The organism is Nocardioides sp. NPDC101246 (assembly GCF_044767415.1).
Taxonomy (GTDB): Bacteria; Actinomycetota; Actinomycetes; order Propionibacteriales; family Nocardioidaceae; genus Nocardioides.
In genome coordinates this window covers 62,710-76,654 of sequence record NZ_JBIWNX010000002.1, presented here as the reverse complement: position 1 = coordinate 76,654, position 13,945 = coordinate 62,710, and the positions used below count along the sequence as shown (strand labels likewise).

Annotated in this window: 14 protein-coding genes; 3 read left to right on the top strand and 11 right to left on the bottom strand. The window is 69.5% G+C overall.

The features are described from left to right. Nucleotides 1-9 precede the first annotated feature (9 nt). Genes ACIRON_RS03500 through ACIRON_RS03465 form a run of 8 tightly spaced genes read right to left on the bottom strand, consistent with a single transcriptional unit; the run spans nucleotide 10 to nucleotide 8,625 of the window. Nucleotides 10-2,619, bottom strand: a complete 2,610-nt coding sequence (locus tag ACIRON_RS03500; RefSeq protein ID WP_402989029.1) for an ABC transporter permease — start codon at nucleotides 2,617-2,619, stop codon at nucleotides 10-12. A gap of 1 nt (nucleotide 2,620) precedes the next feature. Further along, nucleotides 2,621-3,421, bottom strand: coding sequence for an ABC transporter ATP-binding protein (locus ACIRON_RS03495; protein ID WP_402989026.1), 801 nt, complete (start codon nucleotides 3,419-3,421; stop codon nucleotides 2,621-2,623). Between the two features lie 52 nt (nucleotides 3,422-3,473). Beyond that, nucleotides 3,474-4,922 carry an amidohydrolase family protein gene (locus ACIRON_RS03490; protein ID WP_402989023.1) on the bottom strand — a complete coding sequence of 483 codons (1,449 nt, stop codon included), beginning with the start codon at nucleotides 4,920-4,922 and terminating at the stop codon, nucleotides 3,474-3,476. A 10-nt stretch (nucleotides 4,923-4,932) separates the two neighbouring features. Beyond that, nucleotides 4,933-5,295: a hypothetical protein gene (locus ACIRON_RS03485; protein WP_402989020.1), complete on the bottom strand. Its 363-nt coding sequence runs from the start codon at nucleotides 5,293-5,295 to the stop codon at nucleotides 4,933-4,935. A gap of 2 nt (nucleotides 5,296-5,297) precedes the next feature. Beyond that, entirely contained in the window at nucleotides 5,298-6,167 is an 870-nt protein-coding gene (locus tag ACIRON_RS03480) for a hypothetical protein (RefSeq protein WP_402989017.1), read from the bottom strand. Between the two features lie 10 nt (nucleotides 6,168-6,177). Continuing rightward, nucleotides 6,178-6,669, bottom strand: coding sequence for a DoxX family protein (locus ACIRON_RS03475; RefSeq protein WP_402989014.1), 492 nt, complete (start codon nucleotides 6,667-6,669; stop codon nucleotides 6,178-6,180). Continuing rightward, nucleotides 6,662-7,483: a citryl-CoA lyase gene (locus ACIRON_RS03470; RefSeq protein ID WP_402989011.1), complete on the bottom strand. Its 822-nt coding sequence runs from the start codon at nucleotides 7,481-7,483 to the stop codon at nucleotides 6,662-6,664. The genes ACIRON_RS03475 and ACIRON_RS03470 overlap by 8 nt, the downstream gene beginning before the upstream one ends. Continuing rightward, a complete protein-coding gene (locus ACIRON_RS03465) occupies nucleotides 7,480-8,625 on the bottom strand; it encodes a CaiB/BaiF CoA transferase family protein (RefSeq protein WP_402989008.1) in 1,146 nt (381 codons plus the stop codon). The genes ACIRON_RS03470 and ACIRON_RS03465 overlap by 4 nt, the downstream gene beginning before the upstream one ends. Before the next feature lie 128 nt (nucleotides 8,626-8,753). On the opposite strand from ACIRON_RS03465, the gene ACIRON_RS03460 reads away from it, so the two are divergent. Further along, nucleotides 8,754-9,554 (top strand): IclR family transcriptional regulator C-terminal domain-containing protein, encoded by an 801-nt coding sequence (locus ACIRON_RS03460; protein ID WP_402989005.1) that lies wholly within the window; start codon nucleotides 8,754-8,756, stop codon nucleotides 9,552-9,554. A gap of 63 nt (nucleotides 9,555-9,617) precedes the next feature. Here the strand turns inward: ACIRON_RS03460 and ACIRON_RS03455 are convergent, their stop codons facing one another. Continuing rightward, nucleotides 9,618-10,115: a beta-class carbonic anhydrase gene (locus ACIRON_RS03455; protein ID WP_402989002.1), complete on the bottom strand. Its 498-nt coding sequence runs from the start codon at nucleotides 10,113-10,115 to the stop codon at nucleotides 9,618-9,620. A 141-nt stretch (nucleotides 10,116-10,256) separates the two neighbouring features. Between ACIRON_RS03455 and ACIRON_RS03450 the strand changes: the two genes are divergently transcribed. Beyond that, nucleotides 10,257-12,278 (top strand): M3 family metallopeptidase, encoded by a 2,022-nt coding sequence (locus ACIRON_RS03450; protein ID WP_402988999.1) that lies wholly within the window; start codon nucleotides 10,257-10,259, stop codon nucleotides 12,276-12,278. Between the two features lie 3 nt (nucleotides 12,279-12,281). Here ACIRON_RS03450 and ACIRON_RS03445 read toward each other — a convergent pair whose 3' ends face one another. Both ACIRON_RS03445 and ACIRON_RS03440 read right to left on the bottom strand, forming a co-directional pair. After that, nucleotides 12,282-12,479: a hypothetical protein gene (locus ACIRON_RS03445; protein ID WP_402988996.1), complete on the bottom strand. Its 198-nt coding sequence runs from the start codon at nucleotides 12,477-12,479 to the stop codon at nucleotides 12,282-12,284. Nucleotides 12,480-12,545: 66 nt separating this feature from the next. Further along, nucleotides 12,546-13,121, bottom strand: coding sequence for a hemerythrin domain-containing protein (locus ACIRON_RS03440; RefSeq protein WP_402988993.1), 576 nt, complete (start codon nucleotides 13,119-13,121; stop codon nucleotides 12,546-12,548). Between the two features lie 161 nt (nucleotides 13,122-13,282). Here ACIRON_RS03440 and ACIRON_RS03435 point away from each other — a divergent pair, with 161 nt between their 5' ends. Continuing rightward, on the top strand, nucleotides 13,283-13,903 hold the full coding sequence (locus tag ACIRON_RS03435) for a response regulator transcription factor (RefSeq protein WP_402988990.1): 621 nt from the start codon (nucleotides 13,283-13,285) through the stop codon (nucleotides 13,901-13,903). The last annotated feature ends 42 nt before the right edge of the window (nucleotides 13,904-13,945 follow it).

Here is a 13,945-nt window from a genome sequence, read left to right as displayed (position 1 = left end):
CGAAGCACACTACTCCGAGGCGATGGCCTTGAGGACGTCTTCCCTTCCTGCGCGAATGGCGGGCAGGAGCGCGGCCAGGACGCCGACGACGACGGCGATCGCCAAGAAGACGGCCAGCTGGTCGAGCGGCACCCACAGGCTGGTGAGGTCTTCGCGCAGCGCGTCGCGCAGCAGCACCCCGAAGAGCACCCCGAGGGCGAGCCCGAGGACCGCGCCGAGGACCGCGATCGTCACCGACTCCAGGGTGATCATCCGGCGCAGCTGGCCCCGGGAGAGGCCGATCGCGCGCAGCAGCCCGATCTCGCGAGTGCGCTCGATGACGCTGAGGCCGAGGGTGTTGACGATGCCGATCACGGCGATCACGATCGCCAGCGCGAGCAGGCCGTAGATCATGTAGAGCAGCTGGTTGACCTGCCCCTTGATCGACTCGGCGAACTCGTCCTTGTCCTGCACCGCGACCACCGGGCGATCCTCGACGAGCTTGTCGAGACGCTCGTGGACGACGGCGGGGTCGGCTCCGCGGGCGAGCATGATGCTCAGGGAGGCGTCCTCGCGCGGCACCTTGGCCGTGACGAGGTCCTCGATGCGCATCGTGATGTCGCCGGTGACCTGGGTGCGGGCGATGATCCCGCTGATCTGCGGGTGCTGCTGGCGGCCGCTGACGAAGGTGAGGTCGATGCGGTCGCCGAGGCGCCAGTCGTGCTCCTTCGCGGCCTCGTCGGTGACCAGCACCTGCCCGGGCTTGAGGTCCTCGCTGCCCTCGAGCACGTCCAGGTCATAGACCTGCGACAGGTGCTCGTCGACGCCGAAGAGGAACGCGACCTCGTTCTTCTTCGGGTTCTGCAGGTCCACCTCGCCGACGACGGCCTGGGCGATCTGCGAACGCGAGACGGTGGCCACGCCCTCGACCTTCTCCATCTCGTCGCCGATCGAGGTCGGGAACGGGGTGAAGGTCGGGCTCTGCACGACCAGGTCGGGCTTGAACTGTTCCTCGACCACGTCCGATATCGAGGCGTTCATCGAGGCGGCGAGCACGCCGATCAGCGAGACCAGCGCCAACCCGATCATCAGCGCCGACGCGGTGGCGCCGGTGCGCCGTGGGTCGCGCATCGCGTTCTGGCCGGCCAGCTTGCCGGTCATCCCGAAGAGCGCCCCCGAGACCGTACGCAGCGCCGCCAGGACCGGACGGCCCAGGAACGCGCTGATCCAGGCGACCGAGAGGATCGAGATCCCGGCCCCGACACCCACCCACAGCGCCGGGCTCGTCGGTACGTCGAACCCGCCGGGAAGACTGATCTCCGGGACCCCGATCCGTGGCACCGCCGCGATCACGAGCCCGGCGGCCAGCAGGACGAGCCCCACCGACGTACGCAGGATGGTGGATCTGGCCGGAGGCTGGGTGTCCTCGCGCATCGCCGCCACCGGCGGGACCTTCCCGGCCCGGCGGGAGGGGAGCAGGGCCGCGGCGAGGGTGACGAGGACGCCCACGGCGTAGGAGATCCAGATGGTGCGCGGGGTGAGGACGAGGACGTCGGAGGCGATCTCCAGGCCGGCCTGACGGAAGGCGGCGGCCAGGCCGTGGGCGAGCCCCCAGCCGGCGAGGACGCCGATGGTGGCCGCGACCAGCGACATCACCAGCGCCTCGAAGAGCACCGAGGTCGTGACCTGGCGACGGGAGGCCCCCAGGGCGCGCAGCAGCGCCAGCTGGCGGGAGCGCTGCGCGATCAGGATCGAGAAGGTGTTGACGATGATGAAGGCGCCGACGATGACCGCGATCACCGCGAAGACGATCAGGAAGACCGAGATCACGTCGAGGAACTCACCGATCGCGTCCTCGGACTCCTCGACCATCTTGTCGCCGGTGACGGCCTCGAACCCCTTCGGGACCACCGTGTTCGCGGCCGCGACGAGCTCCTTCTGGCTGACCCCGGGGGCGGCGGTCAACGAGATCCCGGAGTAGACGTCCTTGCCTTCGGTGAACAGGCTCTGGGCGCCGGCCGTGCTGAAGATCAGCAGCTGCGCGCCGGCCGTGCCACCGCCGTTGAAGGAGGCGGTGCCGGTGAGGGTGACCTTGCGGCGGGTCTCGCCCTGGGGTGCGATCAGGGTGACGGAGTCGCCCACCTGGTAGCCGGCCTTCTCCGCGGTCGCCTCGTCGAGGACGAGCTCCTTCGTTCCGGTCGGCCAGCTTCCCTCGATGAGCTCGAGCGACGGCTCGCCGAGCAGGTTGGGGGTTCCGGTGTGGTTGAAGGCCAGCGTCGGGGCACCGGAGCTGCTGACCAGCTTGTCGTCGGTGTCGAGCACATAGAGCCCCGCACCCTGGACCACCCCGTCGGCGCGAGCGACCTCCGGCAGCGTACGCAGCCTCTCGATGGCCTCCGGTCCCAGCGTGGCCGCGCCGCCGGCGCCGGGGCGGCTGGCCTCGGCCGAGCTGGCGCTGTTGGTCGGGCGTACCTGGCCGTCGGGCGTGGAGCCGTTGATGATCCCGGAGAAGGTGCGGTCGAGCCCGTGCGAGAAGGTGAGTACGCCGGCCAGGAACGCCACCCCCAGGACGATCGCGAGCGTCGACATGAGCAGGCGCACCTTGTGCGCGGCGAGGTTGCGCAGTGTGAGCCGAAGCACCTCAGGCGCCTTCGCGGATCGGGTCCAGGCCCATCGCACGCGCCTGCAGGTCGGCCATGTGGGCCAGGATCTCCTCGCGGCTCGGCTTGGCCAGCTCGTCGACGATCCGGCCGTCGGCCAGGAAGATCACCCGGTCGCAGTAGGAGGCGGCCACCGGGTCGTGGGAGACCATGACGATGGTCTGGCCCAGGTCGTCGACGCTGTGGCGCAGGAAGTCGAGCACCTGGGCGGCCGAGGTGGAGTCGAGGTTGCCGGTCGGCTCGTCGGCGAAGACGATGTCGGGCTTGGAGACCAACGCCCGGGCACAGGCGACCCGCTGCTGCTGTCCACCGGAGAGCTCGCTCGGCTTGTGCGAGAGCCGCGGTCGCAGGTCGACCGTGTCGATGACCTGGTCGAACCACCCCGGGTCCGGCTTCTTCCGGGCCAAGGAGAGCGGCAGCAGGATGTTCTCCTGCGCGGTCAGCGTCGGCACCAGGTTGAACGCCTGGAAGACGAACCCGATCTTGTCGCGCCGCAGCGACGTCAGGCGGCGGTCGCGCAGCTTGCCGAGCTTGCGGCCGCCGACGATCACCTCGCCCGTCGTGGGTTTGTCGAGCGCGGCCAGGCAGTGCATCAGCGTCGACTTGCCCGAGCCCGAGGGGCCCATGATGGCGGTGAACTGCCCCGCGTAGAGATCCACGCTCACGCCGTCGAGCGCGCGGACCTCCGCGGCGCCCTTGCCGTAGGTCTTGTGCAGGTCGATCGCCTGGGCGGCGATCTCACGCTGTGCCGGTGCGTCGGCCGCGGGGTCGGTGAGGTTCACGCCTCAACTCTGCCGCCCCAGTGGTGACGGCGCACCGGAATTGCCGGCCGCGTCAGCCGGTGTGGGTCGTGTCCGAGGCGTACTCGGTGTAGGTGTAGGGGTTGTCGAGCACCTTGGATTCGGGGATGTCGGGGCTCATCCCGGCCAGCCACTCCTCGGCGCCGAGGGTCTCCTGCAGGTAGGTCACGGTCTCGGCGACCGAGTCGCGGGCTCGAGCCAGGTGGCGGTCGAGAAGCAGTACCCCCTCGTGCTTGACCACGCGACCGTTGACGACGACGGTGTGGACGTCACCCCGGCCGGCCTGGAAGACGACATGGCCGTACGGGTTGAGGATCGGGAACATCGCAGGCGAGGCGTCGTTCTTGAGCAGCACCACGTCGGCGCGCTTGCCGGGCTCGAGGCTGCCGACGAGGCTGCTGAGGCCGAGGGCAGCGGCCCCGCCGCGCGTGGCCCAGCCGACGACGTCCTGCGCGCGTACGCCGATATGGGTCACGGTCTCGCCGGTCGCGTGGGCCTCGTGGTGCTCACGGGTGCGGTCGGCGTTGAGGGTGGAACGCATCGCGGAGAACGGGTCGGAGCTCCACCACACGCTGGTGTCGACCGAGAGCGACAGCGGGATGCCGTGGCGGCGCAGCGCCCACGAGGACGGGTAGCCCTGACCGCAGCTGGCCTCGGACTCGGCTGCGACCGACGCGTATCCACCGGTGGCGGCGATGCGCTGGTAGGAGTCGTCGCTGAGCGTGGCGGCGTGGACGTAGACGGTCCCCGGCGTCATGAAGCCGTGCTCATACATCAGCCGGATGCCGTCGTCGTTGGTCGCGCCCCACACCCCGGCGTGCGTGGTCACGGTCGCGCCGAGGTCACGGGCGACCTCGAAAGCCGCCTGCTCCGGGAACTTCGGGTCGCCGGTGACGTCGAAGGCCATCTGGAAGCCGAGCATCTCCGAACGCGGCATCCGCCGTTCCACGAAGCTTCTGAACTCCGGGGTCGACGACCACTCCCAGGGGCCGGCCTGGATGTTGCCGTACGCCAGCACGAACCGCCCCGGGACCTCCTCCAGCGCGTCGGTCGCGGCCTCGGCGTGGTCGACGGTGTGCAGGTTGTGGGACCAGTCGACGCTGGTGGTGACCCCGGCGTCGAGCGCCTCGACGGCGCTGAGCAGGTTGCCGGCGTAGATGTCCTGAGGGCGGAACTTCCTGCCGTGCTCCAGGTAGTTCCAGACGAAGTACTGGGTCAGGGTCCAGTCGGCACCGTAGCCGCGCATCGCGGTCTGCCACATGTGCCGGTGGGTGTCGATCATCCCCGGCATCACGATGCCGCCGGAGGCGTCGACCTCGACGGTGCCCTCGGGCACCTGGAGCGCGGGTCCGACGGCGGCGATGTCGGTGCCGACGACGAGGACGTCGGCGTCGGGAAGGACGGTGCGGGCGTCGTCCATGGTCAGGACGAGGCCGTGGCGGAAGCAGACAGCGGGAGCCGAATCGATGGTGGGGTCGCTCATGTCGAACCTCTCAGGTGGTGATGTCGGGATACGGAAGACCGAAAGCGGCCAGCTTCCGGGCATAGTCGAGCTGCATCCCGAGAGGCTCGTCGAAGTCACGCTCGAACATCGCGATCCAGAGCGTGAGGGTCAGGAAGGGGTGCGCGCCGAGCGCGAAGAGGCGTACCTGGTCATGCGTCGCCAGGGCCTCGCGCTCCTCGTCGGTGAAGCGGAGCCAGGTGGAGGCCTCGGACGTGCAGGCGTTGAGGATCCGGTTGGCCATCTCGGCCTCCCACCACTCCACGGTGCCGCGCGGGTCCTCGCGGTAGCGCTCGGTCAGCGTGTGCTCGCGGTCGATGGTGAACAGGAACTTGTTCAGCAGGTACTTGCTCATGCTCAGGCCCCTTCGACCAGGTGCGGGTTCGGATACCAGGTGAAGTACGCCTCCATGGTGTGGAACAGCGAGAGGTGGTCCGCGTGGTCGGCGCGCTCGTAGCCGGCCACGCCCATCATCAGCATGAAGTCCATGAACCCGTGGGTCGCGTTGCCCGGCTGGTGCAGGGACTCCAGGGTCACGCCTGCCAGGCAGCCGTCGATGTCGCCCGAGCTGATCCATTCCACGGCCTGCGCGTCGAACTCCGGGTCCGGTCCGGTCGGCCCGAACTGCCGCGGCCCGCCCAGTTCCAAGGAGAGGTGTCCGGTGCCGATCACGGCAACCCTGAGATCACTCGGCCAGGCGTCGATGATCTCGCGGATGGTCTGCCCGAGGCGTACGAAACGCTCTGGCTGTGGCAGCGGCGGGGCGAAGATGTTGGTGTAGACCGGCACGATCGGGAGGTCCGCGTCGGGGCGGACCGTGATGATCGGGCAGGTGATCGAGTGGTCGACCCTCAGCTCGTTGGAGAAGCCCAGGTCGAAGCCCCGGTCGAGCCCCTCGCGGAGCATGTAGGCCGAGAGCTCCTCGTCCCCGCGCAGCAGCATCTTGGGCAGCCCGAACTCGCGGACCTCGTTGTCCCAGTTGGCGTCGTAGAACGGCGCCTTCCCGACCATGAACTGCGGCATGTTGTCGAGCCAGAGCTGATGGAAGTGGTCGCTGCCGACCATGACCAGCACGTCCGGCCGGGCCCGTGTCAGGGTCTCGCGATAGGTGGCGACCTTGGCCTTCCACTCCGCGGCGAAAGGCGGTGCGTCCTCCGCGGGCATCAGGCTGGTCTTGTAGTAGAAGGGGTGGTGAGTGGTGGCGAGGATCGCGACGAGCTGAGCCATGGGGTCTCTTTCAGGCGTTCGGCGCCGGTCGTCGGCGGAGCAGCGGCGGGATGGAGGCGAGCACACCGAGAGCGATCGCGGCCGCCGCGGTCCATGGCTCGGCGGGCAGTCCGAGCGCCTCGTCGAGCGCGTACGCGCCGGGGCCGGTGATCGCGAGGACGGCGGCGATGAGCGCGTAGACGACCGGCACCTCGCACCCTCCCAGGTGGGCCCACAGCCCGTTGGCGGCGTTGGGGGAGGCGGCCACGATCATGGTGCCGATCACGATCGCGCAGCCCAGGGGGGTGAGCAGGCCGGTGGCGATCAGCAGAGCACCGACGAGCTCGCAGACCCCGGCCAGCACGGCCATCGGGCGGCCGGGGCGGAAGCCCCAGGTCTCGAAGACCTCCCCGGTCCTGGCAGGGCCCATGCCCTGGAACCAGCCGGCGAGCTTCTGCATCGAGTGGCCGACCAGAAGCGCGGCAAGAACGAGACGGAGGATGAGAAGTCCGAGGTCAACCATCGCCATCCTCCTCTCGGGCGGCGGTGGGGTCGACGAAGACGGCGTTCTCCTCGACCAGGTCGTAGATGTCGCGGGCGACGGGCATCCGCTCCTCCTCGGCGAGTTGGCCGAGAAGGCCGGCAGCGCGGGCGAGCAGCGCGAAGCCGCGTAGCAGCCGGATCGGGAGGCCGATGTCAGCCAGGGCGGCGCCGACGACACCTGCGCCGTTGAGGACCAGCCTGCGACCGAGGATCTCCGGGTGGACGCGCCCGATCGCCTCGAAGAGGGCCAGGTGGGGGCCGTAGCAGCCCTCCTCGGCGGCGATCTCCACCAGCGCCGGCGTTCGCGGGTCCTGCTCCTTGTGGACCGGGTGGCCGAGGCCGGGAATGATCCGGTGCTCCGCCTTGGCCTCGGCCACCACCTCGCGGGCGATCTCGTCCCAGGCCTGTGACGTCGGGGGCGGGTCGTCGAGTCCGTCGAAGGTCTCGACGACCTCGTGGAGGAACTCTCCGCAGTCCTCGGTGACGCCGAGGAAACGGGATCCGCCGCCGAGCAGTCCGGCGGCGAGTGCGCCCTGGACGGAGTCGGGGGCGGAGAGATAGGTGAGCCGAGCGGCGATCGCGGTGGGGGTGAAGCCATGGTCGGCCAGCGCGATCAGGCAGGCGTCCAGGAGACGCGCCTGACCCTTGGTCGGCGGGCGCAGGGTCACCATCCGGTAGACCAGCTCGGTGAGGCTGTGGGTGGCCATCAGGTCGGCGATGTCCTCGCCGAGCAGGGTGATGGTCGAGGTCGTCGACATGCCGAGCGACGTGGGAAAGCCCTGGTCCTCGCTCATGAGTCGCCCTCCAGCCAGGCGCGGATCTCCGCGCTGTCCTGCCCGACCTCGGGCGGTGGGAGGTCGTAGCGCAGCCCGGAGCGAGAGAACCGCAGCGGGTTGCGCACCGACCCCAGGCCGTCGATCTCCACCCGCGGCTCCAGCCCGAGGCCGTCGGCCAGCGCGAACCCTTCGGCGATGGTGTTGATCGGTCCTGCCGGGATCCCGGCGTCGTTGAGGATGCCGAACCATTCGGACCGCGTACGCTTCGCCAGCTGCTTCTCCAGGAGCGGCCGCAGCAGGTCGCGGTTGCGGGTGCGGTCCGCGACGGTCCGGAACCGCTCATCTGCCGCGAGCTCGGAGGCCCCGAGAGCTGAGCAGAGCGCGGTGTACTGCCGGTCGTTCCCGGCGATGATGATCAGGTCGCCGTCGGCGGTGGGCATCGGCTCGTAGGGGAACAGGCTGGGGTGGGCGTTGCCCATCCGATGCGGTGTGACGCCGGCGGCGGCGTACGCCCCGGTCTGGTTGACCAGGCCGGAGAGCGCCGAGGAGAGCAGGTTGACCTCGACGTGCTGCCCCTGCCCGGACGCGTCCCGCTCGCGAAGAGCCGCCAGGACGCCGATCAGGGCATGCATCCCGGTCATCACGTCGAAGACCGAGATCCCAGCGCGGTAGGCGGGGCCGTCGGGGGAGCCGGTCAGGCTCATCAGGCCGGACATCGCCTGGACCAGCAGGTCATAGCCGGGCAGGTGGGCGCCCGCACCGGCGCCGAAGCCGCTGATCGAGGCGTACACGATCCCGGGGTTGGTCGCCGCCACGGTCTCGTGGTCGAGGCCGAAGCGGGCCAGGCCGCCGGGCTTGAAGTTCTGGATCAGCACGTCCGCGCGGCGGGCAAGCTCCTGGGCAGCCCGCTGGTCGCGCGGCTCGCGCAGGTCGAGCACGACCGAGCGCTTGTTGCGGTTGATGGAGAGGTAGTAGGTCGAGACGCCTTCGTCGGTCGTCGGCGGCATCCAGGTGCGGGTGTCGTCGCCGCCCGGACTCTCGACCTTGACGACCTGGGCGCCCAGGTCGGCCATCATCATCGTGGCGTACGGCCCGGCCAGGACGCGGGTGAAGTCGGCGACCAGCAGTCCGCTGAGCGGTCCTGGTGGGGTGTCTGCCACGACCTCGTCCCTTCGACAGGCTCACGCTGTCCGACTAGCGGGCAAGCGTCCGTATAGCGGTAGTGTGATCTGGGTCACCTGAAGCCGTCAAGGGTGGCAGGCCTTACAGTTGGCCCCGGAGGTGGGAAATGGCTGAGCGGGGCAGTGGGCCCGACTTCATCGAGGCGCTCGCGCGCGGGCTGGACGTGATCCGGGCCTTCGACGCGACCGCACGCGAGCTCAGCGTGGCGGAGCTGGCGACGCGCACGGGCCTGGCCAGGCCGACCGTGCGTCGCATCCTGCTGACCCTCGACGAGCTCGGCTACGTACGCTCCGGGCCTCGCGGGTTCTCGCTCACGCCGCGGGTGGTCGAGCTGGGCCTCTCCTACGTGCACTCGATGGGGCTGTGGGACGTGGCTCGTCCGCATATGGAGGCGCTGGTCGCGCTGACGGGGGAGTCCTCGTCGGTCGCGCAGTTGGACGGCTCCGACATCGTCTACGTCGCCCGGGTCGCGGTGCCGAAGATCATCACGCTCGGGGTCGTGATCGGGACCCGGTTCCCGGCGGCATCCACGTCACTGGGCAAGACGCTGCTCTCGGACATGCCGCCCGAGGAGGTCGCGGCCGTGCTGGCACAGCCGTCACGGTCGGGTGTGGTGGCGCGGCGTACGCCCACTCCTACCGAGCTGGAGGCGGAGCTGTCCGAGGTCCGCTCCCGCGGCTGGTGCCTCACCGACGAGGCCCTCGCCGCCGGGATCCGGTCGGTCGCGGCGCCGCTCCGCGACGGTTCCGGCCGGGTCGTGGCCGCCCTCAATGTCACCGTCCACGCCGCCGAGACCACCGTGGAGACGCTCCTCGGCGAGCATCTCCCGCACCTGCTCGAGACCGCTGCCGCCATCAGCTCGGACTTTGCCCTCCGTGACGCGATCCCGGTGGTGCGTACGGCCTAGATGTAGTGACTCCGCCGAGCCGCTCTGCGGGTAGATCTCGACCCGCAGAGCGGGTTCGTAGGCTCAGACCTTCTGGTTGAGCAGACCCGTGTCGACGTCGTAGATGAACCCGCCGACCTTGACGTCCTCGGGGACGAACGGGTGCGAGCGGACCTTGGCGACGTCCTCGGCGAGCGCGCGGACCTGGTCGTCGACGACGACGGTCAGGTCGAGCCAGGAGGCGTCCTGGCCGGCCGACTCGGCGAGCTTGGCGCGCAGCTCGGCCTCGGAGTTGGAGGCGACCGCACAGCGGGTGTGGGGCACGACCAGGATGCGCTTGACGTTGAGGAGGTGCACGCCGAGCACCAGCGCCTCCATCGCCTGCGGGGTCACCCGGCCGCCGGGGTTGCGGAAGATCTTGGCGTCGCCGAGGCTCAGGCCCAGCAGGGCGAGCGGCTCGATGCGCGAGTCCATGCAGGTCACGATGGCGACCCCGGCGTGGGCGACGCCGTCGAAGCCTCCGTCGTCGAACTTCTCGGCATAGTCGCGGTTCGCAGCAAGCAGGTCATCGAAGTCGGCCATGACGCCAAGGTATCCGATATCGCGACGACGACCTCGACCTGTGTCAGATAGCGTGCGCGGCATGAGTGAGCGCCAGCGAACGACAATCAGCCGAATGCCGCCAGTTTCGTATCCTTCGCTCTCCTCAACGGAGCTGGCGGCATGATCGACGCCCTACTCGAGCCCAGCGACCTGCCCCACCGTCTGCCGCGTTTCGCGGACATCTCGATCGAGGACTACGGCCCGGCGATCGAGCAGGGGATGGCCGAGCAGCTGGCGGCGCTGGCCGCGATCACCTCCTCCACCGAGGAGCCCACCTTCGAGAACACCCTGGTCGCCCTGGAGCGGTCCGGCGAGCGGCTGGACCGGGTCCTGCGGGTCTTCTTCTCGCTGCTCTCCGCGGACTCCGACGACGATCTGGACGAGCTCGACGCTGCGTACGCTCCGCGGCTGGCGGCCCACCACGACGCGCTGCTCCTCGACGACGTGCTCTTCGCCCGGGTGAACGCGGTCCACGAGAAGAGGGAGGACCTCGAGGGGGAGGACCGCTATCTGGTCGAGCGCTACCACCGCGACTTCGTCCTCGCCGGCGCCGCGCTGGGGCCGGAGCAGAAGGCGCGTCTGCGCGAGCTCAACCAGGAGATCTCCGGGCTGGAGGCGGCCTTCGGGCAGGCGGCGCAGGCCGACTCCAACGACCTCGCCGTGGTCGTCGACACCGTCGAGGAGCTCGCCGGGCTGACGCCGGGGGAGATCTCCGCGGCCGCGGCGGCCGCCGAGGGCCGGGGGCTGGCGGGCAAGTTCCTGATCACGCTGACCCTGTTCACCGCCCACCCCTACCTGTCGGTGCTGGAGAACCGAGAGCTCCGCCAGCGGCTGTTCGAGGCGCAGCTCGCCCGCGGCTCGCGCGGCAACGCCAACGACACCCGCGGCATCGCGCTCGACGCGCTGCGGCTGCGGGCCGAGAAGGCACAGCTGCTCGGGTTCGACAGCTACGCCGGTCTGGTGACCGCCGACAACACCGCCGGCACGCCGAAGGCCGTTCGCGACATGCTGGAGCGGCTGGCCGCGCCTGCGGCTCGCAACGCCCGCGCCGAGCAGACCGCGCTCGAGGCCTCGGCCGGTAGCACCGTCGAGGCCTGGGACTGGCCCTACTACGCGGAGAAGGTCAGGGTCGCGGAGTACGACGTCGACCTGGCTGTCCTGCGGCCGTGGTTCGAGGCCGACCGGGTGCTGCGGGACGGCGTCTTCTTCGCCGCCGGCCGGCTCTACGGGCTGACCTTCGAGGAGCGGCCCGACCTGCAGGGCTACCACCCCGAGGTACGCGTCTTCGAGGTCTCCCGCGACGGCGAGCCGATCGGGCTCTTCCTGCTCGACCTCTACACCCGGGACTCGAAGAAGGGTGGTGCCTGGATGAACTCCTACGTCACCGCCAACACGCTGCTGGGCGAGCCGTCAGCGATCGTGACCAACAACCTCAACGTGCCCAAGCCGGCGCCGGGGGAGCCGACGCTGCTCACCTTCGACCAGGTCAACACGCTCTTCCACGAGTTCGGGCACGCGCTGCACGGGCTGCTCGCCCGGGCGACCTACCCGCGGTTCGCGGCCACCTCGGTCTACCGCGACTTCGTCGAATACCCCTCCCAGGTCAACGAGATGTGGATGCTCTGGCCCGAGGTGCTCGCCAACTACGCCGTACACCACGAGACCGGCGAGCCGATCCCGGCCGACGTGCTCGGCAAGCTCGAGGCCTCGGCCACGTTCAACGAGGGGTTCGCGACCTCCGAGTATCTCGCCGCCACCCTGATCGACCTGGCGTGGCACGAGCTCGGTCCGGCCGATGTGCCGACCTCGCCCGAGGCGGTCGAGGAGTTCGAGGCGGCCACGCTCGCGGCGGCCGGCCTGGACAACCCGGCTGTGCGGGCGCGCTACTACACGGCGTACTTCAAGCACATCTTCGGGGGCTACGCCTCGGCCTACTACTCCTACATCTGGTCCGAGGTGCTCGACGCCGACACGGTCGCCTGGTTCAAGGAGAACGGCGGCCTGACCAGGGAGAACGGCGAGACGTACGTCCGCTATGTGATCGGCATCGGCGGCACCCGGGACCCGCTGGAGTCCTATGCGGAGTGGCGCGGCCGGCCGGCCCCGATCGCTCCGCTGCTGGAGCGTCGGGGCCTGGCCTGAGCCTCAGCGATCCCGAGGATCCGCAGGACCGGCCCAGCTGGACTGCGGGTCGCTGGCGGGGAAGGTCTCTTCCTCGGTCTCGTCCTGACGATCGTGCTCTTCGCCTTCTTCCTCTACCCGCTCCGGGGTGGGGAAGGGGATCGGGGCTTCGGTGCTCTCGTCCGCGCCGGTCACGGGATCCCGGGTTTCCTTCTCGACCATGTTTCCTGCTCCAATCTGAAGACTTCGATGTTGTCGTCGATGCCGTTCAGCATCCACTGTGCCACGTCACGATCGGCTCAGCGCGTCCTTGACGCGGTCCACGATGGAGTGGAACGGCATTGCGGCCAGTTGCTTGGGCACCGAGCCCGCGACGCCGGGATGCGGGCGGGTGGGTGCGACCATCTCGGCCGCGCTCAGCCGCTTGCCCATCGCGTAGCGGGCGGGCTCGTCAAGCGCCGCAAGGATCAGCGGGAACTCGACGCGCTCCTCCTCCTCGGTGTGCTGCTCGACCACGATCTGGAAGATCGGGAAGCTCTCGTCGAACTCGGGGCTCTCGACGCCGACCTCCTCGAGCCGGGCCAGCATCTCGCTGGTCTCCTTCTCGTCGGCGTTGAGCGCCATGGCCAGCGTCTCGCCGCCGTGGGCGGAGGCGACCGGGTGGACGACGAGCTGCTCGGCGGTCTCGTGCACGGCGAGCAGGACCCGGAGGTCGTCGAACGCCTGACGCTTGGCCGGGCCCTCGGAGCTGCCCACCGTCGAGCAGAGCTGACGGATGCCGGCGTGCTGGTGCAGCAGGATCCTGATCACGTCGCCCTCGGGCAGCTCGGAGGCCTTCTTGAGCTCTTCGGTCACGTGGGACATGAGTTGCTCCTGTCTCAGGGCGTCTGGATGGACGTCTTCCCTGGTACCCGCGGCGTGTTCTGCCCATACACCTGTCCAACTGACCACCGATCTGAGAAGGTTCAGATGTGATGAGGCCGGGGGTGTTGCGGGTGGCTGTGGTCAGCCCGCAGGAAGTGGTGATGCGTGGTCTCACGACGATGCTCGCGGACTATCCCGACAGGCTGGTCGTGACCGCTCTGCCGTCGGTGCGCAGCAAGGCGCCGGGTGTCGACGTGATCCTCTACGACACCCTCTGCCTGCACCTGGCCGACGGTTCCGATCTCGTGCATCTGCTGCGGGAGACGGACGCCAAGGTGCTGATCTTCAGCCGTGACATGCGGCCCGATCTGCGCGTCAAGGCCTACTCGCTCGGTGCTCAGGCCTGGGTGTCGATGAGCGTGCACGCCGGAGAGCTCGTACGCACCATCGAGATGACCGCCGCCGGCGAGCCGATCGGGGAGCGCGAGGACCGGCTCGGCACGGTCGCCGGGCTCAGCGTCCGTGAGGTCGAGGTGCTTGCCCTGATCACCCAGGGACTGTCGAACAAGGCGATCGCCGACAAGCTCGTCGTGAGCGTGAACACGCTCAAGAGTCACATCCGTCAGGCCTACCGCAAGATCGGCGTCACCACCCGCAGCCAGGCGGTGAGCTGGGCGATCACCCACGGATTCGCGCCGCCCGACGAGAATTCCGCGGAATCGGGTGCATCGGTGGGGGCCCGGATGGTTACCGATAGCGTATCGACAGCGCAGTCTGGGTGATTTCCGCCCGTCACCGTTTCGGGCGGTGAACACCACGATCGC

What these genes read in the sequence shown, in the direction of transcription:
- ACIRON_RS03490 (WP_402989023.1), bottom strand. Translation starts at nt 4,922, where the DNA reads ATGAGCGACCCCACCATCGATTCGGCTCCCGCTGTCTGCTTCCGCCAC.
- ACIRON_RS03470 (WP_402989011.1), bottom strand. Translation starts at nt 7,483, where the DNA reads ATGAGCGAGGACCAGGGCTTTCCCACGTCGCTCGGCATGTCGACGACC.
- ACIRON_RS03460 (WP_402989005.1), top strand. Translation starts at nt 8,754, where the DNA reads ATGGCTGAGCGGGGCAGTGGGCCCGACTTCATCGAGGCGCTCGCGCGC.
- ACIRON_RS03445 (WP_402988996.1), bottom strand. Translation starts at nt 12,479, where the DNA reads ATGGTCGAGAAGGAAACCCGGGATCCCGTGACCGGCGCGGACGAGAGC.
- ACIRON_RS03480 (WP_402989017.1), bottom strand. Translation starts at nt 6,167, where the DNA reads ATGGCTCAGCTCGTCGCGATCCTCGCCACCACTCACCACCCCTTCTAC.
- ACIRON_RS03485 (WP_402989020.1), bottom strand. Translation starts at nt 5,295, where the DNA reads ATGAGCAAGTACCTGCTGAACAAGTTCCTGTTCACCATCGACCGCGAG.
- ACIRON_RS03455 (WP_402989002.1), bottom strand. Translation starts at nt 10,115, where the DNA reads ATGGCCGACTTCGATGACCTGCTTGCTGCGAACCGCGACTATGCCGAG.
- ACIRON_RS03475 (WP_402989014.1), bottom strand. Translation starts at nt 6,669, where the DNA reads ATGGTTGACCTCGGACTTCTCATCCTCCGTCTCGTTCTTGCCGCGCTT.
- ACIRON_RS03450 (WP_402988999.1), top strand. Translation starts at nt 10,257, where the DNA reads ATGATCGACGCCCTACTCGAGCCCAGCGACCTGCCCCACCGTCTGCCG.
- ACIRON_RS03440 (WP_402988993.1), bottom strand. Translation starts at nt 13,121, where the DNA reads ATGTCCCACGTGACCGAAGAGCTCAAGAAGGCCTCCGAGCTGCCCGAG.
- ACIRON_RS03435 (WP_402988990.1), top strand. Translation starts at nt 13,283, where the DNA reads ATGCGTGGTCTCACGACGATGCTCGCGGACTATCCCGACAGGCTGGTC.